The following is a 23,610-nucleotide window of genomic DNA, read 5'->3' as shown; positions in this document are numbered from 1 at the left end:
TTTTATGCCGGATGGAGGGTTTTCATCAACATCGCCGTAACGGCGGAGAGCAGGCAGCCGACCGTCAGATAAATCGCCACGCTATGCCATGACCCGCCAGAGAAGGTGACCAGCGCGGCGGCGATAAATGGCGTAAAACCGCCGCCGACCACGCTGGCCACCTGGTAGCCGACGCCTGCGCCGCTGTAACGATAGCTGGCGCCAAACATTTCGGTAAACATCGGCTGCTGTACGCAGACCACCATATCATGGGCGATGTTGGCCAGCATCAGGGCAAAAAACAGGATCCAGAACAGCGAGTGCTGCTCCAGCGCCATAAAGAAGGGGAAGCCGCTTAATGTTCCGATCAGCGCCCCGGTAATATAGATACGACGGCGGCCAAACCTATCCGCCAGCCACGCAAAGCAGGGAATGGTAATACAGCTAATACCGCCCACCAGCAACCCAACATTGAGGAACAGTTCACGCGGCAGGCCGAGATTTTGTGTCGAGTAGTTGAGGGCGAAGGCGGTCACGATGTACATCGTTAACAGTTCACACAGGCGCAGGGCGGTGATCAATAAGAAGGCGCCGGGATGGCGCGCCAACGCTTCCAGTACCGGCAGGCGTTTTTTCTTCGCGGCTGGCGTTTTCTGCAACTGCTGTTCAAATTCTGCCGACTCGCTCATGCCGTTGCGGATCCACAATGCCCCCAGTACCAGCACTACGCTAAACAGGAATGGCAGGCGCCAGCCCCAGCTAAGGAACTGCTCATCGGTGGTGAAACTGCTGATAAGCGATACCAGCCCAGTGGAGAGTAAAAGACCGACGCCATAACCCACCTGCACGCCGCTGCTATAGAACGCCTTTTTGTTTTTTGGCGCGCTTTCAACCGACAGCAATGCCGCGCCGCCCCATTCACCGCCGACGGCGAAGCCCTGCACTGCGCGTAAAATAACCAACAAAACCGGGGCCCACCAGCCAATCTGGTTAAAGGAAGGCAGTAGGCCGATGCAGGCGGTGGCGATCCCCATCATCCACACGGTCATCATCAGCATGCGCTTACGGCCTAAACGGTCGCCGAAATGGCCGAAGATAATGCCGCCGAGCGGGCGGAAGAGGAAGCCGACGCCGAAGGTCGCGAAGGCTGCGAGCGTGCCCATCGCCGGGCCAATTTGTGGGAAAAATTCGCGGTTGAACACCAGTGCGGCGGTAATGCCGTACAACAGAAAATCGTACCAGTCGACGACGGCGCCGGCAAAGCTTCCCCATGCCGCACGACGAGCGCGATGAAGAGAAGCAACCCCCTTGCCGGAGTCGGGAGAAATAAGCGTTGAGTCCATGCCTGTCCTGTTTGTTGTTAACTTGTTATTATTTGAATGAGACGCTTTCTTATCTTCGCGCCGTTAACGAGATTACCGCGCATAAGCGCAGCTGAAAAGTTTTTTACCAGCATGAAAGACAATAAAGTAAAAAATGTCTAAATCGAACATTTAATTTCCACCACTGGCGTGGGTTAACTGTTGACCATAACTGCTATTTTATTTTTGTGGTCCTACTGGGACAGCTTTTAAGAATTCACGTAAATGGTTTACAATTACTATCTCCAACGCTGGATATGGTGGGTGATATGCGTCTAATTTTTGCAGTTTTATTTTATGTTTTGGTTTTACCCAATGCTTTCGCAGAAAAACTGCCTGCGCCAACAGGCAAACCCGTTTTAACCATTTCAGGAAAGATTACCAATACAAACGAAGGTGATACCGCCGTATTTGACATTGCCGCGCTAGAAAAATTGGGCAATGAGACAGTGATCACCACCACTCCGTGGTATTCAGGGAAAGTGCGCTTTGATGGTATTTCACTTAGCAAACTTATGGACTTAGTGGGCGCGCAAGGTAAGACGGCGAAGGTGATGGCCCTTAACGATTATACCACTGAGGTACCAGTGGAGGATTTTCATAAATTCCCGGTGATTCTGGCGCTGAAGATGAATGGTGAATATATGCGCATTCGTGATAAAGGGCCCCTTTTTATTGTTTATCCCTACGATAGTAGCGCGGAGTTACAAAACCAAATCTATTATTCCCGCTCAGCATGGCAGGTTTCAAAGATTATAATTGAGTAAGGCTCTGATCTTGAATCGAATACTCACTGCCATTATTTTGTCGCTTTTTATCGTCACCGGATACATTACCTATCTGGTGCATGAGCGGCAGAGTGAGCTGCAAAAATTAACCCGTTATACCGACTCGTGGTCTGTGTCTCAGATGGTCTCCGAATACATGCGTCTCGAGGCTCGTTTAAGCGCCCTGGCGCTGAACGTGAAGGGGACCGACCGCGATGAGGTACGCCTGCGCCTGGAAATAATGATGAGTCAGATCGAGCTGCTGCAACAGGGCGATCTTGGCCAGTTCATCAGAAAAAGCGAGCAGCGGCAGGCAACGGTGACCAGTCTGATTCAGATCCTCGATCAACTCGATCGGCAACTGGACACCATGACGCCTGAGCAGATGGTGACTCTGCTGCATACCATGAGTAAGTTAGATGGTCCGATGACCTCACTGGCCTCCATGACCCTGGCGCAGGACTTTGATGTCGTTAATCTTACGCACGATAAGATTCAGCATCTCTATTACATCTATTCGGTGATTTCAATCTTGCTGATTACGATGTGTATCACTCTTGGTCTATTGATGCTTCGGCAAAATAACAACTTGCGCCGCGCTCATGTGCGCATGAAATTGCTCGCGAATGATTTGCAGCTGTCAAAAGAGAAACTGCAGGTACAGAACCGCCGGTTGCAATATGATGCTTATCACGATTCGTTAACAGGAATGCCTAATCGTCTCTCTTTCTGGCAGAGGCTACAGGAAGTGGTTAATCACGTGAAACCTTATCATGGTTGCGCTGTGGTTATGCTGTTCGACCTGGATAATTTTAAAGATGTGAATGATACGCTGGGACATGATGCCGGTGACAAACTGCTGCAGGAGCTCGCCAGCCGCCTGTCGTTTTTCCGTAAAACATCAGAGACGCTGTACCGGCTTGGCGGCGACGAATTTGCCCTGGTATCGCAGGATCTGAGCGAAGAAATGGCGCTGGAGCGGGCGGATGTGATCCGCGAGAAAATCAGCCAGCCGTACCAGATCTACGATTCATTAATTAACATCGGGGCTTGCATTGGCATCGTAATCTCCGATGCTGAAAGTCGCACCGATTACTTATACAAATGTGCCGATCTGGCGTTGTATGAAGCGAAAAAATCCGGTGCGGGACATGTGGAGATTTTCCGTCCCGGCATGTTGCAACGTTTACAGGACAACAAATCCTTTGAGGACGATCTGCTGCATGCGCTGGAAAATGACCAGTTCAAGGTTTACTACCAGCCGATCGCCGACACGGTGTCGCGTGAAATTTATGGTTACGAAGCGCTGGTTCGCTGGTTTCATCCGCTGCGGGGCATGGTACCGCCTACGGAATTTATCCCGGTGGCGGAGAAAACCGGCCTGATTAACCAACTTGGCGAGTGGGTGCTGAAGACCGCCTGCGAGGAAGCGGCCCGCTGGGAGCAACCACTGAAAGTTTCGGTTAACGTCTCACCGATTCAACTTATCAATACCTCACTCACAGACACGGTGGTTGCGGTGCTAAAGAAGACGGGCCTCGACCCGCGGCGCCTTGATCTTGAGATTACGGAATCTGATGTATTTAACGAAAATACGCGCTCGCTGGAGATCCTCAGCCAGTTACGCGAGCAGGGGATTCAGATTTCGATTGACGATTTTGGCACCGGGTATTCGTCATTGTCACGGTTAAGTTATTTCCCCTTTGATAAGATCAAAATTGATCGCTCGTTTGTGGTCAATATACCTATGCAAAAAGATGACCTCGATATTGTGCGCCTGATCATCAGTATGGGGAAAAGCTTACATATGCGCATTGTCGCCGAAGGTGTTGAAACCGAGGAACAATTAACCTCGCTGCAACAATTGGGTTGCGATCTCGTTCAGGGCTATTTAATTGGCAAGCCGGGGCAGTTAAATAACAACTGAAACAAGATAATCCTCAGTCTTTAAACTGGCGCCGGTGAACTATCACTGGCGCTTTTTTATATTTTAAATAACGATAATCCGTAATGGGTATAAATAGTGGTAGGTAAAATAGATTCGAAAAAATAATACCCTTAGCAATTGAAAGGGGTATATGATATGCAATATATCGTTCCATTCGCGGCGCTATTTCACGGCGCGGAAAGAGAGGCAAATCATGCAACGAATCATTATACCTACCCATTATGTTCAGACCCGTTCCACCCCCATGTGGACCAAAGAGACCGCGCCCGCGTCCATCTGGAAGCGCCATCTTGATGCCGGTACGCGACAGGGCGTCTACCCGCGTTTATCGGTGATGCAGGGCGCAATACGCTATTATGGTTATGCCGATGAAACGAGCCCAGACCCTGTTGAAACGATGACTATTGAAGCGGGGCAGTTTGGTGTCTTTCCTCCGGAAAAATGGCACTGCATTGAGGCATTAACTGACGATACTGTATTTAATGTCGATTTTTACGTCGACCCTAAAATTCTGATTGAGGGATAAGTTGAGTCTATGAACAGTGAAAATAAAGGTTACTCATTAGCGATAGTCAATAACAACAATAATGAAAAACGAGAGAAAACTTATCTCAAGCCGATGGCGCTTTATGTCCCTGATATCGCGGTTCAGGCAGTAGCGGAATTGCTTCAGGATCTTTCAACCGATAACGCACAGGGAAAAGGGTTCAGCCTGATGGTGACGAACAATAATAACGGTGTATCGGTAGATAAAGATTTTGCTGCAATCGAGGCGCTTCAGGATCCACTGCATGCCGCTGATGCGGTGAAAGAGCTCATCAATATTGTGCGCGGTTATGAATCTGACGAAGAGACTAACGTCTGCGGTTGGTAAAAATTCAGTCAGGCAGATATCGTCCGATATCTGCCTCTTTCTCTGGTTTCAACTCATCGCTATCTGCTGCAGTAGCCAGTCCCGCAAGGCGCTGATATCGGCGCGCTGGGCTAGCTCTTGTGTCGCCACCAGATAATAGTTTGCTCCCGGTAAGAACATTTCAAATGGTGCCGTTAATACCCCGCGTTGCAACAGATCGTGCGCCAGCAGTTCGCTGGCAATCACCACGCCTTGTCCCGCCACCGCCGCCTGTAGCGCATGCGTCTCGTCGCTGAAGGTTAACCCTGCGTCGATATTCAGCTGCGGGGGTCCGTAGCGGCGTTGCCAGTTCTCCCAGCCCGGCGAATCTGCCGGAACGTGACGATGTTCAACGTGGAACAGGGTCGCGTGACGCAAATCCTCCAGCCGTGTAATACCTAGCGCGGGGCTGGCGACGACGATAAATCGGTCTTCATGTAGCAAGGTACAGTGCAGTCCGCGCTCCGGCGTCTCACGATAGCGAATCGCGACATCCACGCTGCGCTGGTTGAGATCCACCCGTTCGACGCTGGTATGTAGCCGCAGGTCAATGGCGGGGAATTCCGCTTTAAATGCTGCCAGTCTCGGTACCAGCCAGTGAGTCAGAAAGTTGGAAGTCGTGGTGACGGTGAGCGACGGCGGCTGGTGTGAGCGAACAATTTGCGCGGTAGCCTCTTCCAGCGCGCTAAAGGCGCGCTGGGTGCCGACATAGAGAATTTCGCCGCTTTCGGTAAGGCTGACGCCAAGGGCATTGCGTTCACAGACCCGGCACTCCAGCACAGATTCCAGCAGCTTGATTTGATGACTTACTGCGGTAGCGCTCACCCCGAGCATATCGGCGGCGCGTTTAAAACTGCGGCAGCGGGCAACGGCATGAAAGGCGCGTAGCGCGCCCAGCGGGGGTAGACGGTTTTTTCTCATGGCTGAGTTTTTCTCATCTATGGCTGAAATCTATGCGTTTGTGTGGGTAATTATACAGGCGCTAGTCTACTGAGATGTGAAAAAAGCGGTGAATTTAATTCACCATCGCTTGAGAATGTCAGGAGTGAAAAATGAGTATTTTCCCGTCCCCGCGTGCTGTGGTAGCGACATCCTGTGCTGAACCGCGTGCGCAAGCTATCGCGCTAAGCAGCCTATTCGCGGCAGGCGCGCTGTTATTGAGCATTTCCGCCATTATCGGCGCTATCGCCAGTTTGGCGTTGCTATTGGCGCTGGCGGGAGCTTTTGCTGTTGGCTATGCAATCGGGCGTTGGCAGCCGTGGCCAGCGCATTATTGCGTGACAATATCGTGTTATGCCTTTGTGCTGTCCGCTATAGGTTGGTTGCTGGTTCTGGTGATATGGAATAGCGAACACGGTTGGCTGGAGCTCATTCCGGGAATCGTCTTTGGTGGATTAGGGCTGGGCATTGTCTGGCAAACCCATGCGGCAGAAAGAGTTTTGTTGGGGATGATGCCGAACATCCCGACGATAGCGAGTATCGTTTTTATTACCCTGGCGATTCTGCTAACCAATCACTATGCCGATTCAGGAAAGGGAGGCTTTGTCTACGCTCTGGCGGTGCTGGCAGATCTGGCGTTGCTGGGTGCGTTGCTGGTGAAAATCAGGCTGCAGGATGAGCACAGCATCAAATACGAATGATCGAACGCGTAGATAATTTCTGAATAGAGATAGATTGAAAGTATTGCGATAAGAAAGCAAAAAGCCTGCTCGTAAGCAGGCTTTTCTGAATCTGGCTCCTCTGACTGGACTCGAACCAGTGACATACGGATTAACAGTCCGCCGTTCTACCGACTGAACTACAGAGGAATCGTGTGAACGGGGCGAATATTAGCGACCACGCTCAGCCATGTCAAAGATGTTTTTTATAATGGTGTTCGTTTGCCGATTTATTCTTCACTTCGTCTAAAAAGTAACACTTATCCAGTATATTCATGACTTTTCTTCCAGCCGAGCCTTTAATCGCGGGTACTTCCACAACCAACGCCCGGTGATCATCCGGCGATAGAACAACAGGCCACGCACCGCCCAGTCGAGCACCATACCCAGCCAGACGCCGATGACGCCCATGCCCAGCATAATCCCCAGCGTATAGCCAGCTACCACCCGGCAGCCCCACATACCCAGCATCGACACCCACATGGTGTAACGCACGTCGCGCGCGCCTTTAAAGGCGCAGGGCAAGGTCCAGGAGAGCGACCAAATTGGCATAAACAGGGCATTGAGCCACAATAACTCTTTAACCACCACTTTTACGTCTTCTTCGCTGGTGTAGAACGAAGCGATCAGGCCAGCGAAAGGCGCGGTGCCCCAGGCAATAAGCGTCAGAATAATAGTCGACAGCCAGAACACGAACCAGGCCTGACGTTCCGCCTGACCAACCTGCCCTTTCCCCAACCGTTTACCGGTAATAATGGTAGAAGCCGATCCCAGCGCGTTACCCGGCAGGTTAATTAACGAAGCCACCGAGAAGGCAATAAAGTTCCCGGCGATGACGTTGGTCCCCATACCGGCAACAAACATCTGCGTCAGCAGCTTGCCGCCGTTAAACAGTACCGATTCGATGCTCGCCGGGATACCAATACCCATCACCTCCCAGATAATGGCAAAGTTAAACGGCTTAAAGTAACTCTTCAGCGAAATACGCAGCGCCGGGTTAAAACCTGTCATCAATACCCAAATGGTTGCCAACGCGCCAATATAGCGGGCAATAGTCAACCCCAACCCGGCGCCGACAAAGCCGAGCCCCTGCCAGGAGAAGATGCCGTAAATCAGGATACTGCTGATAATAATATTGAGAATATTCATCCCGCCGTTAATTAACAGCGGTATTTTGGTGGTCCCCGCGCCGCGAAGCGCGCCGCTACCAATTAAGGCAATGGCCGCCGCCGGATAGCTCAGCACGGTCAGTTCGAGATAGGTTAGGGCCAGCGCTTTAACCTGAACCGTGGCGTCGCCGGCAACGATATCGATAATCTGCTGGCCAAAGGCGTGAATAACCGCCGCCAGCACGATCGAGAACAAGGTCATGATCGCCAGCGATTGCCGCGCAGCCGCCCTCGCCCGTTTTCTGTCGCGCTTGCCGAGGCTGAAGGCCACTACCACTGTGGTGCCAAGATCAATCGCGGCAAAGAACGACATGATGACCATATTAAAGCTGTCGGCTAACCCCACCCCGGCCATTGCTTCTTTACCGAGCCAGCTTACAAGGAAAGTACTCAGCACGCCCATCAATAATACGCAGGCGTTTTCCAGCAGGATCGGTACGGCAAGGGGACTGATTTCACGCCAGTAGAGCACACGATAGCTCTTGCGCTTTTTAAACCAGGACGTGCGCGCTACGGCCTGGCGTACTGCTGAAGTGACGTTCAAGGGAGACCTTAGTGAGAAGAGTTGAAACAACATTTCAAATGATGATTGAGAAATGCTAATCCTGCAAAGTATTTTTCCTGGTAAATTGTCGGCAAATACGACAAATTGTTGATAGATGCGGCAGGCGTGACGCTGCAGTTGAATTGATGTTTGACAAAAATTTTTTCGCCGCTAAGATACCACTCCACACGATTCCTCTGTAGTTCAGTCGGTAGAACGGCGGACTGTTAATCCGTATGTCACTGGTTCGAGTCCAGTCAGAGGAGCCAAATTCAGTACTTCATGAAGTCACGCTTCGTGAAGTTATCAAAAAGCCTGATGATGCTAATGTATCATCAGGCTTTTTTGTTTTACTGGTCAGATGGGGTCAGCCTAAGGTATTGAGACAAACCACATAGTCAGGTTTGTCTCAGCAAGGGATTAGGGTTTTAGTAACCGGGTAACCAGCGCGGCAACTTTATCATTGTGGCTATGGGCGATATTAAAGCGCATATAGCGTAGCCCTTCTGCTTTTTGACAAAACAGCGTACCTGGCGCCAGAGCCAGACCCTGCGCTAATGCTCTTTCAGCCAGCGTTTCACTATCGATATGTTCAGGCAATTCAGCCCATAAAAACAACCCGTAAGAATGGACGACCGGGAAACGACAACCTGCTTCCTGAAGCCAGCTTTTTACCCGCGAGGAGACGTCACTCAAATTACCAATAAGCCGGCGCTGATGGCGATTATAGCTACCGTCACGGAAGAATTGATGTAATGTCTGCTCGGTAAATTCACAGGTGACGCCGCCAGTCTGCTGTTTTAGCTGTACTAATTTTTCAGCCAGCAATGGGTTCGTTGCAATATAGGCAACCCGCATATTGGCGCTCAGCAATTTTGAGAAGCCGGATATATAACTGGCATTAGTGAGCCCGGCAAGCGCCGACATTGGCTTGGTTGCCGGTTCCATCAGGTCATGATACAGGTCATCTTCAATGAGATGACAATCGTAGCGGTTTAATACGGTGATTAAAGCAAACATCTCTTCCAGACTATAACTTTGCCCGGTGGGGTTATGCATTAGTCCGGAGGTGAGATAAGCCCTGGGCCTGGACTCTTTTAATAAGGTTTCAAGCTCATCAATATCAACCCCTGTATGGCCGCGAGGGATAAAGACAACATTGGCCTGATGCTGACTCAGGCTGGCGCGAAAATTGAAATAGCAAGGGTCGTCAATCAGCACGGTATCGCCAGGTTTGATCAGAATACGGAACAGCATGTCGATGGCATTCATGGTGCTATTCGCCATAATAATCTGCTCAACCGGTACGCTAATTCCCGCCTCATTCATTTTCATCTGCAGTGTTTTTCTCAATGGCAGGTATCCTCGTGGATTACCGTACTCAGAAAATTTTAGCTGCGGTTTGCGGATAATTTGGCGTAGCGCTTTACGGAAAAACTCAGTATCCAACCACTCTTCAGGCAAAAAACCGCATCCAGGACGAAGAATATCGCTACTTTTTGCAAAAGCGTGTTTCAGTCTTGAATGCAGATCGGGGCTGACTAACGAAAGAGGCTTGTCGGCGTCAATCTCAGTCGTTTGCCGTGCATGGCTGACAAAATATCCTCTTCCCTGAATAGAGGTGAGCAGTCCTCTGGCACGCAAACGTTCCAGTGCTTCCACAACGGTAAATTTACTGGTTTCAACCTGGTCGCAGAATTCCCTCAGGGAAGGTAAACGACTGCCTGGTAATAATTGGCCGCCGATGATTGCCGCGCTGATAAAATCAACAATCTGGGTGACTTTGGCAGTGCCATTCACCAGTTGTAGTTGGGATAAGCTAAAAATGGGGCTACCTCTGATACTTGCCTTGACTCTTCGAACTGTACCGGAGATTTTACCTGTAAGGAAAGCGAATATTTCGCTAAACATTCTATGAACAGTACTACTCTAACGCGATATATCTTTAGCCCATCAATTGTGGTTCTGAAGATGAGTGTATGACAGCGGCAAAAAATAACTTTTATTTATTATTTATCAAAAGGTTGGGAACGTCTTCCGCCCAGCTATTGTTACTACGGATGGTCTCTGCAATTGCCCTGTTTTCCCTGCTCGGGCAGGCCAATGTTTGGTTAGACACGACCAGTAATGCCTTACTGGCTTTTGGTTATCGGTTTCTGTTGATATTGACCCCATTGACGCTAGGTCTGTTTGGTCAACGTGCATTAATAGTTACTCTGTCGGTGTCGCTGCTGGGAATAGTATTATTAGCACTAAATGTTGCAACGGGCGTCAATTGGCTGGCGGTGGTCCTCTTTAGCTATGGTGTCGCCGTGCTGGGTTATATCGTGAAGAATGATGCGGCCAGAACCCCGGCAGGAGCGGCTAATAATAAAATTATGCTTAATCTCGGCAGTCTGTGTGCTGGGTTATTATTACTCTATCCGCACTGGAGTCCATTATTATTTTATATTGTAATTGCTGCTTTATTGCTCGTTTGTTTACCAACCGCACGCCATTTTAGTTTATCAAGTGACCTGACGGCGCAGACGCTACTGACGAAGAACTTTGCCAAATCTGGAAAGTTGAAATGGGTATTAGCAGGGATTGTTACTGGGGTTAAATTATTTGCGGTATTCTCTATCCTGCCGCAGGAAATTCTGGTTCATCGACAGACTCTACCAGCCTGGTATGGCATGATGATCATCTTTAACAGCGCAATTGTTGCATTAATACAGATACCATTAATGGCGCTTATTAATCGCAGTGGCGATAAAGCAATGCTGATGTCGATAGTGATTATACTTCTTGGTTTGATCGTTTTGGCAGTACCTGGCATTTTCCATGTTTATACTTTTTGGGGAGCAGCGGTATGGCTAACAATACTATCAATTGCTGAATGTGCATTGAGTTATATTGACTATTGTGCAGCGCAAGAAAATTCTCTGTTAATAAAAGAGTTGTCCGTCAGTCTTGGCGCAGGATTAACGGTTCTGGTTATGCGTTATTTTCCGGTGGCGATTAACACAGAAGTGCTTTCTTTAATTTCTATTGTCGAGTTATTACTTTGGCTGTGGAAATATAAGTACTCATCAAATAAATTCTATAAGGAAAATATAGATGCCGTCAGTGATGTTTGTGAAAAGTGAAACTGAATTCACTTTCAGGGATGTGGTGAGCCTTTTAGAATGCATGGAGAACATGAGGTTTGGTTGTAAAACTGGAAACTGTGGGTTGTGTCGAGTCAAGGTATTATCAGGGATGGAGAATATCACGGGCAAGACTTTAAAAGAGAAACGTTTATTCAAATTGCTTGGTATAGAAGATCAAACGGTGCGGCTGGCGTGCCAGTGCAAAATCAGGATGTCTCCTCGCGCGGCACAATTTCTTACTCACCGACAACCTCGCCATTGAGTGGTGTGGTCTTTGGCGAGCAAACGAAAATCGCAAGAGTCATTGAGTCAATTTTTAATACCTGCACAGTGGAAGCCTTATCATGAATACGCCATGCTTTATTGTCGTTGGATATAATAACGTCAGAATTTATGATGTTGCTAAAATTCGCGTTGAGGCACAAAAATATTTTGACGCCAAAGTTGTATTAATTACTGAGAAAAAAACAGCAAGCGATGAGCAATTTGCTGATCTGGTGATTGAAACAACGCTTGAAGTTACACAACTCCCGGCCTCAGCGGATGTCGTTCATCAATATCTGGCAACCGAATCACTTTCTCCCATCGGTATTTTACCATTTTCCGATCGAGGTGTTCCTTTGGGGGCGCTGCTGGCGCAAAAGAACAGACTACCCGGCGCGCTGCCAGAACAAGCAAAAGCAGGGCTGGATAAGCAAATATTCCGTCAACTGGATGCCAGGGCTTCATTCCATCCCGCCGGTTATCGGACGGTAACCAGCCAGCCGGTAACATCATTGAATGAACTTAAAGATCTGGTCGATTCGTTAGGCGGTAAGGCGTTTATCAAGCCAGCGAAGGAGGGCAATAGCCGCGGGTGCCAGGTGATTGAGTATATTGAGCAATGCGAGTCTATCTGGGCTTCACTGGCGCCTTATCGCGAAGCAGGGATCCTGGTGGAATCTCTTATCGAAAATGCGAAAGAATTTAGTTGGGATAGTGTGGCGGGTAAGCAGTGGATCACGGAAAAGCATACTACTGAAGGCCACTACCGTGCGGAGTATCAACAGGTGGTGCCTGCCTGTTTGACCCCGGCGGATGAAATACTGCTGCGTTCTGCAGGCGAACATATGCGTGAACTGGTGTCGTCGTCGAATGGCGCCTGGCATAACGAAATATTTTTACTTCCCGGCGCGACGGCCGCTGTTGAAACCAATATGCGCCCTGCCGGTATGCATATTTGGGATCTGGCGATGTTGAGCTTTGAAAATTTCAATCCATGGCTGCTGTGGCTATGTTGGGCTGCGGAGGGTAAATATACGGCTGAGCCGCTCAAACAGAACTATTACTCTGGTATCCGCATGCTTCGGGCCCGCGTATCAGGAACCTTGCAGGCATTACCAGATGTTGAGCAATTGGCATTGCAGGCGGGTATTACGCTTCATGAAGCCAGCTTTTCAGCCAAAATCGGCGACATCCTTAATGGCGAAATTAAGACGAATGCCGATTTTATTGGCCATATCATTTTGCGCGATAGTAGCCATGAGCAGTTACTCAATTCATTAGAGACGCTGGCGACGGCTATTGAGTCTGCCGCTGAAATTAGCTAAGCGCGTGGAGCACAAATGAAATCCTCTTTTATCTGGCACGATAAACGTAGTCTTAACTATTTGCTGTCGTTGTTCATATTCAGCCTCGGCAGCTTTATTATCAATCCTTACTATGCCATTTATGTGTCAGATAATTTAGGTTATGGCGTGGCATTTGCCGGTGTGTTGGTCTCAATTAAAGTCATTTCACAGCGCGTTTTCGCTTTATTTGGCGGCAGCATGGCTGATATTTTTCCTGCCGTTTATGCCGCCCTTGCCGGGGTGGGGGGGCGCGCGCTGTCGTTTGCGCTTCTGGCTCTGAATGCGAATCATGAGATCCTGCTCGTTTCTGCGGTGATGAATGGTATTGGCGGGGCGCCGGTCGCTGATAGTCGAGCTCTCGGCTAGCCTGTTTAATCCAGCGTTATTCCCCGTTTTTGCCCTGCAATTTTTCTTTATGTATTTTTACTCTCATATTGAGTACCTGTTGCCAATATTTATCACCCACCAGTATAGCGAGTATTTTGTTAGCGTGGTTTTCTTCGTTAATACCTTGTTCGTTATTTTCGCACAGACGGTATTTAGGCGTATTTTAATGAATTGCGTGTCGGTATTGCATGGGGCGCGATGGCGCTATTTCACTGGTGGCGGCTGGCGGGTTATTTGCGGCCAACGCCATCAACAGCGTCATACTCGAGTACTTTAACTTTGCAGCTGTCTGGCTGGTGAATTCGGTAATTGCCGCAGCCCTGGGGGGCTTCTCATTGTATCGATATTATTTATCCCGAACGCTGGCTTATTCTCGCTAGATTTGCGGTATACCCGCTTTGCATGATGCCATACAAAGCGGGTGGGCGGATTAACGGAACGGCGGTTCGTTGAAGGTACGCAGCTTGCGGGAGTGCATGTGGTCGCCCTCGGCGCGCAGCAGATCGATGGCGCGGATCCCTATCTGCAGATGCTCGGAAATCGCCCCTTCGTAGAAGCGGTTCGCTTGTCCCGGTAGCTTAATCTCGCCATGCAGCGGCTTATCGGAGACGCACAGCAGCGTGCCGTAAGGTACGCGGAAACGGTAGCCCTGCGCGGCGATGGTGGCGCTTTCCATATCGATGGCTACCGCCCGGCTGAGGTTAAAGCGCAGCGCCGAGGCGGAATAACGCAATTCCCAGTTGCGATCATCGGTGGTCACCACCGTACCGGTACGCAGACGTTGTTTGACCTCTTCCCCCGGCATGCCGCTAACCTGTTTAGTGGCGTCATACAGCGCGCGCTGCACTTCGGCGATACTCGGGATGGGAATATCCGGCGGCAGCACCGCATCCAGTACGTGGTCGTCACGTAAATAGGCATGCGCCAGTACATAGTCGCCTATCGACTGGCTCTCACGCAGACCGCCACAGTGACCAATCATCAGCCAGACGTCAGGGCGCAGCACCGCGAGATGATCGCAAATATTTTTGGCATTGGCCGGGCCGACGCCGATGTTGATCAATGTAATTCCCTGACCGTCGTTAGTGATCAGGTGCCAGGCCGGCATCTGGTGTTTTTTCCATGCCAGATCGGAAATCGCCTCTTCCGGTGCCTCCGTGTCGGCGGTGATCCAAATCCCGCCCGCACAGGAGAGGGCAATGTACGGGCTATCCGGATCGAGGATCTGGCTACAGCCCCAACTGACGAATTCATCGACGTAACGCGTGTAGTTGGTAAACAAGACATACGGCTGGAAGTGCTCAACCGGCGTGCCGGTGTAGTGCTTCAGGCGTGCCAGTGAAAAATCGACGCGGCGGGCGTCAAAATGCGACAGCGGATAATACTCGGTGGCGTGGAACAGACCATCGGCGGTTTCATCGCCAATCTGCGACAGTTCGGTGGTCGGAAAATAACGCGTTAATCCGGCGCTCATCGAGCGATCCAGCGTCAGCGCAGAGCCATCAATCACGTAAGGGAAGGGAATTTCGTGCTGCGAATTGCCGACGCTAATATGCGCGCCATAGTCCTGATACAGCAGAGTTAATTGTTCCAGCAGATAAGCGCGAAAGAGTTTTGGATTGGTAATGGTGGTGGTGTAGCAGCCTGCATGGGTGAATCGCCCCCAGGCTCGGGTTTTTAAGGCTTTGTGCTCGGCGCCATCCCACGAGACAGACAATTGAGGATAGACGAATAAGCCTTCAGCACGGGCTATTTCATCAGGAAGAATATTGTGGTGAATGTACTCGCCAATGGCCTTACGCAACGCGTTAACCGCTCTTTCATACTGCGCTTCCAACTGGGAAAGCGCCTGCTCCGGGGTCAGACTGACGGCCTTCTGGTTCATCATTCGCTCCTTGTTTCAGGTCTGCTGATACTGACGATAGTATGCTACAGCGTGAAAATGGCGAAGGAAAATTACTGTCCCGGATAAATATTCAAACTCGTTGATAATAAAAGCTTAGCCACCCAGGATCAGGCTGTCTGTGCCCAACGTTCGGCGCTAAAATTACTTGCGCTTATCACTCTTAATGTCGCCGCGCCGTTATTGTTGATGTAATAAAGCGCATTAGGACCAGGCGTTAACTTATCGCCTTCCTGCAGTCTGCATCGGCTTTCGATTTCAGCAATCACCATGAACTGACCGCTCTGTAGAACCACGCAAGTCGTTGCTGTAGAGGAATTTTTCCGTACTTTCTTTACCCACCACTCCATGTTTTCACCCAAGCTTGTTACACTCAGAATGATAATTGCCGTGTTATCGTTTTAAAGACAACTGAAACTACCCATTGGTTTAATTTACGTTTAGCTGACGTTGTTAAATCTTAACTCGGCGATGCAGCGGGACAGGCAAATAACACCTATGGCTTTGATGCGATTTAACAAGCTTCTGAATCAATCTGGATTAAGGATAGTCTCGCTGGCGAAAAAAGCGCTGGTCGCCGCCGCTATTGTTGTGGTGGTGTTTTTCATCGGACGAATCTATGAATCGGAACGCGGGCCCGCGTTGCAGCGCTGGCATACCTGGTCTGGGGATGAGATGACCGCCGGTGAAATCGATCGCGCCAGCTTTGCCAGCTATCTCAAGCGGGAAGATGAAATATTTGCTGATTTGCGGCGTGAGGTCAGTGACCAGCTATCAGCCGCTGACAAAACGCCGCTAAATCGCTTTTATCGCGACAGCCTGGTCTACCCACAACGCTTTACGCCAGACTGGAATCGCTCCTTTATCCTACTGCCATCCGGCAAACCGCGTGGGGCGGTGGTGTTGCTGCATGGATTAACCGACTCTCCCTACAGCGTGCGCTATCTGGCGGAAGAGTATCAACGGCAAGGTTTTGTCGCGGTGGCGCCGCGCTTACCCGGCCACGGTACCGCGCCTGGCGCATTAACCCACGTTGATTGGCAACAGTGGCTAGCGACAACTCGCCTGGCGGTACGAGAAGCGACGCGACTTGCCGGTGGGGATGTGCCGCTGCATCTGGTGGGATATTCTAACGGCGGCGCGCTGGCGTTGAAGTATGCGCTTGATGAACTGACCGATAAATCGCTGGTCAGGCCGCAGCAGGTTATTCTACTTTCGCCGATGATTGGCGTCACCGCTTTCGCCCGTTTCGCCGGGCTGGCTGGCCTGCCTTCGGTGTTTCCCGCCTTTGCGCGCGCGGCGTGGCTAAACGTCATTCCGGAGTTTAACCCTTATAAGTACAATTCATTTCCGGTAAAGGCAGCGCGCCAGTCGTGGCTGCTGACCCAGGCCTTACAAAAACAGATTATCCAGGCGGCGCAGAGCCAGCGGCTAACTTCTATCGCGCCGGTGTTAACCTTTCAGTCGGTGATTGATTCTACGGTCAGTACTCGGGCAGTGGTTGATTCGTTATACCGCTATTTGCCGGACAACGGCAGCGAACTGGTGATTTTCGATATTAATCAGGCGGCGAACCTGCGGGCGCTGTTTCGCCCGGCGACTTATTCGGCGGTGAATACCTTGTTACCTCCGGCGCCGCGTCCGTACTCCACGACGATCGTGACGAATGCGACTCAGCACACCCTCGATACCGTCGCGCGCCTGACGCTGGCGGGGCAAACCGCCGAGAGAACCCAGGCGCTGCATCTGGCCTGGCCGCAGGATATGTACTCGCTTTCGCATATCGCGGTGCCGTTCCCCATCACCGATTCGCTGTATGGCCGCGAGCCGACGGAGAAAAATCTTAGCGGTATTAGTCTTGGCACCATTTCGCTACGCGGCGAGACCGCGACGCTGAGCGTCGGTCTTGATACGTTAATGCGCGCCACCTCTAACCCGTTTTTCCCCTACCTGCTGCAGCGGATCAACCAGCGTCTGCCGTCGTTCTCAGAACACCAGGATGTGCAATACCGTCCGCAGCGCAATACCGATGAGGGCGGCAGGGGCGACGAAGCGGAAAAGACGCACAAATCTTGAGCTGACGCCAAGGAAAATGCCGATGCCGGGTAGGTCGAAGGTCTGGATGAGCAGCCCCGCGGAGGCGTTAATCTGGCTGAGCGTCACTTTTCCCTGCTGCGCCAGCTCGGAGATAACCCCAAAATAGGCGGTACCGCCCGCCACACATTTCACCAGCGCGGGCAGAACGAAGTTTTCCGGGATATGTAGCCATTGCAGCAGCGGCATCAGCACGCGCTGCAGCATTTCGATGACGCCAGCCGCCTGCATCAGGCCGACGATGGTCAAAGATAAAATCAGCATCGGCACGGCGCCAAGCGCCAGGCGGATAGCGTCGGCGCCGGCGCTATTGATCACCGCAATCAGCCCGTGATTATTTTGTTCGCTTTCCGGGAGCACTTCTGCCCGGCTGCTCTCGACAATGGATAACTTACGCCCGGTGGCGTACCAGCAGAGCGCTGCGGCGCAGAGTCCACCGACAATAGAAATGGTGATTGCGGCCAGCCAGTGCAGGCCGAACGGCGTTAAGGGGTAGAAAACGTTGCCCTGGCCCATGGCGAACACCATCGCCAGGGTGGCGGCCATTTGTCGGTCGGAAACACCACGTTTATCCATAATCGCCAGCGTGGCGAGCGGGGCGGCAAAACTCACAAAATTTATCTGAATCAGCGCGAAGGCGCTCATGCCGGTCAACCCAAAGGGTTTTAGCAGCGGCGCCAGCCAGCGCACGATGATGTCGAGAATTCCGCGGACTTCGAGATATTTCATTATGATCAGCATGACGACCATAATGGGTAATAAGGTATAAAGCGCTACGTCGACGGAGGATTTCCCCGCTGACATAATGATGCCGATGACATCCATTTATCTATCACTGTATGCAGGTCAAATAGTTAGCGCCATCATAATCCCGACGGGGCGAAATGAACAGCTAGCACAGGCAGGTAAGAACGGAGCCTTCACTGAAGTGATATTCGCCGCTGAACTGGCTACCTGCGGCAAAGGCGTCGCTGAGCGTTTTATTGAGGCGTAACGTGAAACGCTGTTTTGCCGGGTCGAGTGCGACTATGGCGGCGGCATCAAAATCAAACATCTGCTGTACGCGCGGATATAGCGCTTTGAACAGGCTCTCTTTGGCTGAGAAAGCCAGCAGCAGTGCCCACTCCATATCCAGCCCACAACAGGAAAGCAGCGTCTGTTCCGTTCTCGAGACAAACATATCGGCGCTTTCCAGCATGACCCCCGGTTGCAGATGCTCGATATCGACCCCGGGATACCGGCCGTCGGCCTCTGCGGCAACCACCGCGATGGCGATATCTTCGCTATGCGAGACGCTTCCTCGCCAGCCTGCCGGCCAAACTGGCGCGCGATCGGCGGCGCTTAACACCGGCTCTAAGCAGCCGGCTTGTCGCAGTAAATAGTGCGCACAGTAGCGCCCGGCCAGATATTCGGCTTTACGTTTTACGACGGCGCCCGCAAGAGAAGAAGGGAACGGGACGGCGTATTGGTTGAAAAGTGCGTCCTGTAATTGTGTCCTGGCGAAACGTACCCGACAAAATTTTAACGCCGGGTCAGCGCGAAGATAGCCGCACTCGGCATGCTGAATAAAAGGTAAATCGCGGAAGGTGTCGGTAACGATAAACATGCAGGATCATCTGGTGAAACGAACGATGACGCTACCTTAACGCAAGTGATAATCAAAGCAGAAGGTGTATAAAGCAAATAAAAGCAAAAAGCCTGCTCGAAAGCAGGCTTTTCTAAATTTGGCTCCTCTGACTGGACTCGAACCAGTGACATACGGATTAACAGTCCGCCGTTCTACCGACTGAACTACAGAGGAATCGTGTGAACGGGGCGCATATTATCGATGACTTAGGGTGTTGTCAAAGGCTGAATCGCCATAAAGCGTTCGACTGCTGACAATTTCAACAATCAAAACCCTTTTAGAGTAAACCCCGGCGGAAATGCACCAAAATGGTGCATTTATACCCCTAATGGGGCATATCATGCGCTCATGGAAGCCAGCAGTATTATCACTAACCCTTATTTTACCGCGCCAGCAGGGCGGTGAGCGGCTACGTAAAACCTGGCAAGCATCTTGCAAAATCCCTGTAACTTAATGGCCAGTAGTGGCATTCCCTTACAGGAGGCAAAATGAACTTAAGACGACTGAAGTATTTTGTGAAAATCGTCGATATCGGCAGTCTGACCCAGGCCGCTGAAGTCTTGCATATCGCACAACCGGCGCTGAGTCAGCAGGTAGCGACCCTGGAAGGTGAACTGGAGCAGAAACTGCTGATCCGCACCAAACGAGGCGTTACGCCAACCGAAGCGGGGAAAATTCTCTATACCCACGCGCGAACCATTTTGCGTCAGTGTGAACAGGCGCATCTGGCGGTACATAACGTGGGCCAGACGCTGAGCGGGCAGGTGGCGATTGGCCTAGCACCGGGAACGGCGGCTTCGGCGATCACCATGCCGTTGCTGCAGACCGTGCGTAATGAGCTTCCCGAGGTCAACGTCTATCTGCAGGAATGTAGCGGCAGCGTTTTAAATGACAAGCTGCTTGGCGGCCAACTGGATATGGCGGTGTTGTACGAACGTTCACCGGTAGCTGGAGTGGTCAGCCAGCCGTTGCTAAAAGAGGATTTGTATCTGGTCGGCACGCAAAACTGTCCGGGACAAAGCGTTGATCTCTCGGCGGTGGCGGAGATGAGTCTGTTTTTACCGCGTGACTATAGCGCTGTCTGTGCCAGGGTGACGGAAGCCTTTACATTACGCCGCCTGTCGGCAAAAGTGATCGGCGAGATCGAATCCATCACTACATTAACTGCCGCTATCGCCAGTGGAATGGGCGTTACCGTACTGCCGGAATCGGCGGCGCGCTCGCTGTGTGCTACGGCAAATGGCTGGATGGCGCGCATCAGCACGCCGTCGATGAGCCTGTCGCTCTCACTGAATACCTCGGCGCGCGGCGGTTTATCTCCTCAGGCTCAGGCGGTCAAAGATATCCTGCTGTCGCTGGTCAGCCGTCCTTCGTTGGAGAATCGTGAATTACAGCTGGTCAGTTAGGTTATATTCTTTTAAGGAATAAGTTGCTGGTTTTTATTATTTGTTTGCCGGGTAAACAGACTTTAACAATAGACATCATGTTATGTCTGAAGACCTGGGGGAAAAGGTGAATTTCCAGCAACTAAAAATTATTCGCGAGGCGGCCCGTCGGGATTACAACCTGACGGAAGTCGCTAATATGCTGTACACCTCGCAATCTGGCGTCAGCCGCCATATTCGTGAGCTGGAAGAAGAGCTGGGGATAGAAATCTTTATCCGCCGCGGTAAGCGTCTTCTGGGGATGACCGAACCCGGTAAAGCGCTGCTTTCCATTGCCGAAAGGATCCTCAACGAGGCCAGCAATGTTCGCCGGCTGGCCGATCTTTTTACCAATGACGCTTCAGGCGTATTAACTATTGCCACCACGCATACTCAGGCGCGTTATAGCCTACCGCCGGTAATTAAAGCTTTTCGCGAACTTTTCCCCGAGGTGCGTTTGGAACTGGTGCAAGGGACGCCGCAGGAAATCGAGGCGTTGTTGCACAACGGCGGGGCGGATATTGGTATCGCCAGCGAGCGCTTAAGTAACGACCCGACGCTGGTGGCATTCCCCTGGTTTCGCTGGCACCACAGTCTGTTAGTGCCAAAAGATCATCCACTGATTGAGGTTACGCCGCTCACGCTCGAGGCTATTGCGCGCTGGCCGTTAATTACCTACCGTCAGGGGATCACCGGACGCTCGCGTATTGATGAAGCTTTCACCCGTAAAGGGCTGATGCCGGATATCGTCCTCAGCGCCCAGGATTCGGATGTGATCAAAACTTACGTGGAGCTGGGCTTGGGCGTGGGGCTGGTGGCGGAGCAATCCGGCGATGCTCGCGAAGCGGATACCTTTACCCGGCTGGAAACACGCCATCTCTTTGATGCCAATACCGTTTGGTTGGGGCTCAAACGCGGTCAGTTACAACGTAACTACGTCTGGCGCTTCATTGAACTGTGCAATGCTGGACTATCGCTGGATGAGATTAAGCGCCAGGCGATGGAGCCGGAGGAAGTGGCGATCGATTATCAAATCTGAGTGCGGCCAGCGGGCAAGCGGGAGGCGACAAAGCAGCTATAATTCATTCACGTGAGTCGCGACTGAGGAAGGGAAAATGATGGTGCGGCGTATGAAGTTGCTTTGCTCTCTGGTGATGATGTTGGCCAGCCACAGCGCATTGGCGGTAAGTTATCCGTTGCCGCCGGAAGGGAGTCGTCTGGTTGGCAGCCCGATGAAAATTAACGTGCCCGAGCGTAATACCCAACCGCTGGAAACCTTTGCCGCGCAGTACGGGCAGGGGCTGAGCAATATGCTGGAGGCTAACCCCGGCGTCGATGTCTATCTGCCCAAATCGGGAAGCTCGTTGATTATCCCACAGCAATTGATCCTGCCTGCTACTGTACGTAGCGGTATCGTGATAAACGTCGCCGAGATGCGGCTTTATTATTATCCGCCTGAGGGCACTACCGTCGAGGTGTTACCGATCGGTATCGGTCAGGCGGGGCGCGAGACGCCGCGTAATTGGGTGACGGCGGTGGAACGTAAGCAGGAAGGGCCTACCTGGGTGCCGACGGCGAATACCCGTCGCGAGTATGCCAAAGAAGGTAAAACCCTGCCGGCGATGGTGCCCGCCGGGCCAGATAATCCGATGGGGCTGTATGCTATCTATATTGGCAGGTTGTATGCCATTCATGGAACGAATGCCAATTTTGGCATTGGCCTGCGGGTGAGCCAGGGCTGTATTCGCCTGCGCAACGATGACATCAAATACCTGTTCGATAATGTGCCCGTTGGCACGCGAGTACAGATTATCGATCAGCCGGTAAAATACACGACTGAACCGGACGGTAGCCGCTGGCTGGAAGTGCATGAACCGTTATCGCGTAATCGCGCTGAATTTCAGTCAGACCGTAAAGTACCGCTGCCATATACCCCGGCAATCCGTGAGTTTGTACAGGGCGCGGGCGTGAATGTCGGGCGCGCGGATTCAGCGTTACAGAGGCGCTCCGGGATGCCGGTGAATATTAGTCGTTCAGCGGTAGAAAGCAGTTTTTAACTGGCGTGGATGTTAAAAAGCAAAAAGCCTGCTCGAAAGCAGGCTTTTTAAATTTGGCTCCTCTGACTGGACTCGAACCAGTGACATACGGATTAACAGTCCGCCGTTCTACCGACTGAACTACAGAGGAATCGTGTGAACGAGGCGCATAGTAATGGCCTCGCATTTTAGTGTCAACACTAAATTTAACCAGCTGATTCAATTGGCGATATTTAGTTCAAAGCGGGCTTTTAATGAACAACGCGCGCGTCGTCTTCATCCAGTAGATCGTTTTCCCGTAAACGCTGTTGCGGATCCTGACGATAGAACTGGCAGAACCGCTGCCATAGCGCCGGGAAGCGAGGAGCGAATAGCTCCGGTGCGCTAAAGAAATATTCTGAGAGCACCGCAAAGCACTCAGCCGGATCGGTTGCCGCATAGGCATCAATGCTGGCGGCGCTTTCGCCGACCAGATCGATTTCATCCTGAATGTTGTTCATCGCTGCATGCAGGTCGTGTTCCCAACCAGCGACTTCACGCAAGGGAATAAAAGGGACGCCGCTGGCACGATCGCCGTTACGTGAATCCAGTTTGTGCGCGACCTCGTGCACCACCAGGTTAAAACCTGAGGCATCGAAAGAGTCCTGAATATCTAACCAGTTAAGGATAATGGGACCCTGTTGCCAGCTTTGCCCGGATTGCACAACGCGTTGATTATGCACCAGGCCGATGTCATCTTCCCATTCGTCATCGACGACAAAGGGGGCAGGGTAGATCAGAACCTCGTGGAAACCATCTAACCACTCAAGGCCAAGCTCCAGCACCGGCAGACAAAAAAGTAGTGCGATACGTGCGCTGTGTAGTGGGGTTAACTCAAATCCCTGTAACGGCACCAGACGTTTTTGCTGTAAAAAACGAGCTGCCATTTGGCACAGCTGCTGCTGTTCCTGTTGAGTGAGGTTTGCTAAAACCGGAATGGCAACCGCTTGTTCCCACGGGATTTCGCCATTACCTGTCTGTTCTTCTGCTTTCCACGGCCATTTAAACATCATATCGCTCGCAAAGTCGTCACTTGAACTC

23 protein-coding genes and 4 tRNA genes are annotated in these 23,610 nt (G+C 51.4%); 14 read left to right on the top strand and 13 right to left on the bottom strand.

Annotated elements, in window-relative coordinates:
• Positions 1-2 precede the first annotated feature (2 nt).
• Positions 3-1,322, bottom strand: coding sequence for a shikimate transporter (gene shiA, locus EAE_RS23495; protein ID WP_015706015.1), 1,320 nt, complete (start codon positions 1,320-1,322; stop codon positions 3-5).
• Between the two features lie 287 nt (positions 1,323-1,609).
• On the opposite strand from shiA, the gene EAE_RS23490 reads away from it, so the two are divergent.
• The 4 genes from EAE_RS23490 (at position 1,610) to EAE_RS23475 (ending at position 4,929) form a co-directional block, all read left to right on the top strand.
• Entirely contained in the window at positions 1,610-2,107 is a 498-nt protein-coding gene (locus EAE_RS23490) for a putative pterin-binding protein (RefSeq protein WP_015365842.1), read from the top strand.
• Positions 2,108-2,117: 10 nt separating this feature from the next.
• Positions 2,118-4,034, top strand: coding sequence for a putative bifunctional diguanylate cyclase/phosphodiesterase (locus tag EAE_RS23485; protein WP_015706014.1), 1,917 nt, complete (start codon positions 2,118-2,120; stop codon positions 4,032-4,034).
• 214 nt (positions 4,035-4,248) lie between these two features.
• Positions 4,249-4,581: a TehB family protein gene (locus EAE_RS23480; protein ID WP_015706013.1), complete on the top strand. Its 333-nt coding sequence runs from the start codon at positions 4,249-4,251 to the stop codon at positions 4,579-4,581.
• A 9-nt stretch (positions 4,582-4,590) separates the two neighbouring features.
• Positions 4,591-4,929 carry a DUF1869 domain-containing protein gene (locus EAE_RS23475; protein ID WP_015706012.1) on the top strand — a complete coding sequence of 113 codons (339 nt, stop codon included), beginning with the start codon at positions 4,591-4,593 and terminating at the stop codon, positions 4,927-4,929.
• A 48-nt stretch (positions 4,930-4,977) separates the two neighbouring features.
• Here the strand turns inward: EAE_RS23475 and EAE_RS23470 are convergent, their stop codons facing one another.
• On the bottom strand, positions 4,978-5,868 hold the full coding sequence (locus EAE_RS23470) for a LysR substrate-binding domain-containing protein (protein ID WP_015706011.1): 891 nt from the start codon (positions 5,866-5,868) through the stop codon (positions 4,978-4,980).
• A 131-nt stretch (positions 5,869-5,999) separates the two neighbouring features.
• Between EAE_RS23470 and EAE_RS23465 the strand changes: the two genes are divergently transcribed.
• On the top strand, positions 6,000-6,587 hold the full coding sequence (locus EAE_RS23465) for a hypothetical protein (protein ID WP_015706010.1): 588 nt from the start codon (positions 6,000-6,002) through the stop codon (positions 6,585-6,587).
• 92 nt (positions 6,588-6,679) lie between these two features.
• On the opposite strand, the gene EAE_RS23460 is transcribed toward EAE_RS23465, so the two are convergent.
• The 3 genes from EAE_RS23460 to EAE_RS25635 form a co-directional block, all read right to left on the bottom strand.
• Positions 6,680-6,755: transfer RNA gene (locus tag EAE_RS23460), tRNA-Asn, on the bottom strand.
• A 123-nt stretch (positions 6,756-6,878) separates the two neighbouring features.
• On the bottom strand, positions 6,879-8,318 hold the full coding sequence (locus EAE_RS23455) for an EmmdR/YeeO family multidrug/toxin efflux MATE transporter (protein ID WP_032711960.1): 1,440 nt from the start codon (positions 8,316-8,318) through the stop codon (positions 6,879-6,881).
• Between the two features lie 8 nt (positions 8,319-8,326).
• Positions 8,327-8,506: a DUF5951 family protein gene (locus EAE_RS25635; RefSeq protein ID WP_015365869.1), complete on the bottom strand. Its 180-nt coding sequence runs from the start codon at positions 8,504-8,506 to the stop codon at positions 8,327-8,329.
• A gap of 5 nt (positions 8,507-8,511) precedes the next feature.
• Between EAE_RS25635 and EAE_RS23450 the strand changes: the two genes are divergently transcribed.
• Positions 8,512-8,587, top strand: a tRNA-Asn gene (locus EAE_RS23450).
• 151 nt (positions 8,588-8,738) lie between these two features.
• Here EAE_RS23450 and EAE_RS23445 read toward each other — a convergent pair.
• On the bottom strand, positions 8,739-10,229 hold the full coding sequence (locus EAE_RS23445) for an aminotransferase-like domain-containing protein (RefSeq protein ID WP_223848498.1): 1,491 nt from the start codon (positions 10,227-10,229) through the stop codon (positions 8,739-8,741).
• Between the two features lie 68 nt (positions 10,230-10,297).
• Between EAE_RS23445 and EAE_RS23440 the strand changes: the two genes are divergently transcribed.
• The 4 genes from EAE_RS23440 (at position 10,298) to EAE_RS23420 (ending at position 13,425) form a co-directional block, all read left to right on the top strand.
• Entirely contained in the window at positions 10,298-11,446 is a 1,149-nt protein-coding gene (locus EAE_RS23440; RefSeq protein WP_015706007.1) for a hypothetical protein, read from the top strand.
• On the top strand, positions 11,418-11,711 hold the full coding sequence (locus EAE_RS23435) for a 2Fe-2S iron-sulfur cluster-binding protein (protein WP_015706006.1): 294 nt from the start codon (positions 11,418-11,420) through the stop codon (positions 11,709-11,711). The genes EAE_RS23440 and EAE_RS23435 overlap by 29 nt, the downstream gene beginning before the upstream one ends.
• 82 nt (positions 11,712-11,793) lie before the next feature.
• Positions 11,794-13,038 (top strand): ATP-grasp domain-containing protein, encoded by a 1,245-nt coding sequence (locus EAE_RS23425; protein ID WP_015706005.1) that lies wholly within the window; start codon positions 11,794-11,796, stop codon positions 13,036-13,038.
• Between the two features lie 15 nt (positions 13,039-13,053).
• Positions 13,054-13,425: an MFS transporter gene (locus tag EAE_RS23420; RefSeq protein WP_015706004.1), complete on the top strand. Its 372-nt coding sequence runs from the start codon at positions 13,054-13,056 to the stop codon at positions 13,423-13,425.
• Positions 13,426-13,876: 451 nt separating this feature from the next.
• On the opposite strand, the gene EAE_RS23415 is transcribed toward EAE_RS23420, so the two are convergent.
• Together EAE_RS23415 and EAE_RS23410 are read right to left on the bottom strand one after the other, a co-directional pair.
• Positions 13,877-15,331, bottom strand: coding sequence for an AMP nucleosidase (locus tag EAE_RS23415; RefSeq protein WP_015365878.1), 1,455 nt, complete (start codon positions 15,329-15,331; stop codon positions 13,877-13,879).
• 128 nt (positions 15,332-15,459) lie between these two features.
• Positions 15,460-15,699, bottom strand: a complete 240-nt coding sequence (locus EAE_RS23410) for a histidine kinase (RefSeq protein WP_015706002.1) — start codon at positions 15,697-15,699, stop codon at positions 15,460-15,462.
• A 148-nt stretch (positions 15,700-15,847) separates the two neighbouring features.
• Between EAE_RS23410 and EAE_RS23405 the strand changes: the two genes are divergently transcribed.
• A complete protein-coding gene (locus tag EAE_RS23405; RefSeq protein WP_015706001.1) occupies positions 15,848-17,425 on the top strand; it encodes an alpha/beta hydrolase in 1,578 nt (525 codons plus the stop codon).
• Here EAE_RS23405 and EAE_RS23400 read toward each other — a convergent pair.
• The 3 genes from EAE_RS23400 to EAE_RS23390 all read right to left on the bottom strand — a co-directional run bounded on the left by EAE_RS23400 (position 17,336) and on the right by EAE_RS23390 (position 19,244).
• Complete coding sequence (locus EAE_RS23400; RefSeq protein ID WP_015706000.1) at positions 17,336-18,268, bottom strand: nucleoside recognition domain-containing protein; 933 nt, start codon at positions 18,266-18,268, stop codon at positions 17,336-17,338. The genes EAE_RS23405 and EAE_RS23400 overlap by 90 nt on opposite strands.
• Positions 18,269-18,335: 67 nt before the next feature.
• Positions 18,336-19,049 carry a 4'-phosphopantetheinyl transferase family protein gene (locus EAE_RS23395; protein ID WP_015705999.1) on the bottom strand — a complete coding sequence of 238 codons (714 nt, stop codon included), beginning with the start codon at positions 19,047-19,049 and terminating at the stop codon, positions 18,336-18,338.
• A 119-nt stretch (positions 19,050-19,168) separates the two neighbouring features.
• Positions 19,169-19,244 (bottom strand) — tRNA-Asn (locus tag EAE_RS23390).
• Between the two features lie 314 nt (positions 19,245-19,558).
• On the opposite strand from EAE_RS23390, the gene nac reads away from it, so the two are divergent.
• The 3 genes from nac (at position 19,559) to ldtA (ending at position 22,551) form a co-directional block, all read left to right on the top strand.
• Positions 19,559-20,476, top strand: a complete 918-nt coding sequence (nac, locus tag EAE_RS23385; protein WP_015365883.1) for a nitrogen assimilation transcriptional regulator NAC — start codon at positions 19,559-19,561, stop codon at positions 20,474-20,476.
• 106 nt (positions 20,477-20,582) lie between these two features.
• Entirely contained in the window at positions 20,583-21,533 is a 951-nt protein-coding gene (gene cbl / locus EAE_RS23380; RefSeq protein WP_015705998.1) for an HTH-type transcriptional regulator Cbl, read from the top strand.
• 76 nt (positions 21,534-21,609) lie between these two features.
• The gene (gene ldtA, locus EAE_RS23375; RefSeq protein WP_015365885.1) at positions 21,610-22,551 is read left to right on the top strand and encodes a L,D-transpeptidase; all 942 of its coding nucleotides are present in this window, start codon (positions 21,610-21,612) and stop codon (positions 22,549-22,551) included.
• A gap of 54 nt (positions 22,552-22,605) precedes the next feature.
• Here ldtA and EAE_RS23370 read toward each other — a convergent pair.
• Positions 22,606-22,681: transfer RNA gene (locus tag EAE_RS23370), tRNA-Asn, on the bottom strand.
• Between the two features lie 100 nt (positions 22,682-22,781).
• Positions 22,782-23,582 (bottom strand): DgsA anti-repressor MtfA, encoded by an 801-nt coding sequence (gene mtfA, locus EAE_RS23365; protein ID WP_162777723.1) that lies wholly within the window; start codon positions 23,580-23,582, stop codon positions 22,782-22,784.
• Positions 23,583-23,610 lie beyond the last annotated feature (28 nt).

Origin of the sequence: Klebsiella aerogenes KCTC 2190 (assembly GCF_000215745.1) — a bacterium.
GTDB classification, from domain to species: domain Bacteria; phylum Pseudomonadota; class Gammaproteobacteria; order Enterobacterales; family Enterobacteriaceae; genus Klebsiella; species Klebsiella aerogenes.
This window is presented reverse-complemented; position numbering and strand designations above follow the sequence as displayed.

Bases quoted from the DNA above. Each gene is read 5' to 3' on its own strand.
- shiA (WP_015706015.1), bottom strand. From the start codon at position 1,322: ATGGACTCAACGCTTATTTCTCCCGACTCCGGCAAGGGGGTTGCTTCT.
- EAE_RS23490 (WP_015365842.1), top strand. From the start codon at position 1,610: ATGCGTCTAATTTTTGCAGTTTTATTTTATGTTTTGGTTTTACCCAAT.
- EAE_RS23480 (WP_015706013.1), top strand. From the start codon at position 4,249: ATGCAACGAATCATTATACCTACCCATTATGTTCAGACCCGTTCCACC.
- EAE_RS23475 (WP_015706012.1), top strand. From the start codon at position 4,591: ATGAACAGTGAAAATAAAGGTTACTCATTAGCGATAGTCAATAACAAC.
- EAE_RS23470 (WP_015706011.1), bottom strand. From the start codon at position 5,868: ATGAGAAAAAACCGTCTACCCCCGCTGGGCGCGCTACGCGCCTTTCAT.
- EAE_RS23465 (WP_015706010.1), top strand. From the start codon at position 6,000: ATGAGTATTTTCCCGTCCCCGCGTGCTGTGGTAGCGACATCCTGTGCT.
- EAE_RS23445 (WP_223848498.1), bottom strand. From the start codon at position 10,229: ATGTTTAGCGAAATATTCGCTTTCCTTACAGGTAAAATCTCCGGTACA.
- EAE_RS23440 (WP_015706007.1), top strand. From the start codon at position 10,298: ATGACAGCGGCAAAAAATAACTTTTATTTATTATTTATCAAAAGGTTG.
- EAE_RS23435 (WP_015706006.1), top strand. From the start codon at position 11,418: ATGCCGTCAGTGATGTTTGTGAAAAGTGAAACTGAATTCACTTTCAGG.
- EAE_RS23425 (WP_015706005.1), top strand. From the start codon at position 11,794: ATGAATACGCCATGCTTTATTGTCGTTGGATATAATAACGTCAGAATT.
- EAE_RS23420 (WP_015706004.1), top strand. From the start codon at position 13,054: ATGAAATCCTCTTTTATCTGGCACGATAAACGTAGTCTTAACTATTTG.
- EAE_RS23415 (WP_015365878.1), bottom strand. From the start codon at position 15,331: ATGAACCAGAAGGCCGTCAGTCTGACCCCGGAGCAGGCGCTTTCCCAG.
- EAE_RS23410 (WP_015706002.1), bottom strand. From the start codon at position 15,699: ATGGAGTGGTGGGTAAAGAAAGTACGGAAAAATTCCTCTACAGCAACG.
- EAE_RS23405 (WP_015706001.1), top strand. From the start codon at position 15,848: ATGGCTTTGATGCGATTTAACAAGCTTCTGAATCAATCTGGATTAAGG.
- EAE_RS23400 (WP_015706000.1), bottom strand. From the start codon at position 18,268: ATGGATGTCATCGGCATCATTATGTCAGCGGGGAAATCCTCCGTCGAC.
- EAE_RS23395 (WP_015705999.1), bottom strand. From the start codon at position 19,049: ATGTTTATCGTTACCGACACCTTCCGCGATTTACCTTTTATTCAGCAT.
- nac (WP_015365883.1), top strand. From the start codon at position 19,559: ATGAACTTAAGACGACTGAAGTATTTTGTGAAAATCGTCGATATCGGC.
- ldtA (WP_015365885.1), top strand. From the start codon at position 21,610: ATGATGGTGCGGCGTATGAAGTTGCTTTGCTCTCTGGTGATGATGTTG.
- mtfA (WP_162777723.1), bottom strand. From the start codon at position 23,582: ATGATGTTTAAATGGCCGTGGAAAGCAGAAGAACAGACAGGTAATGGC.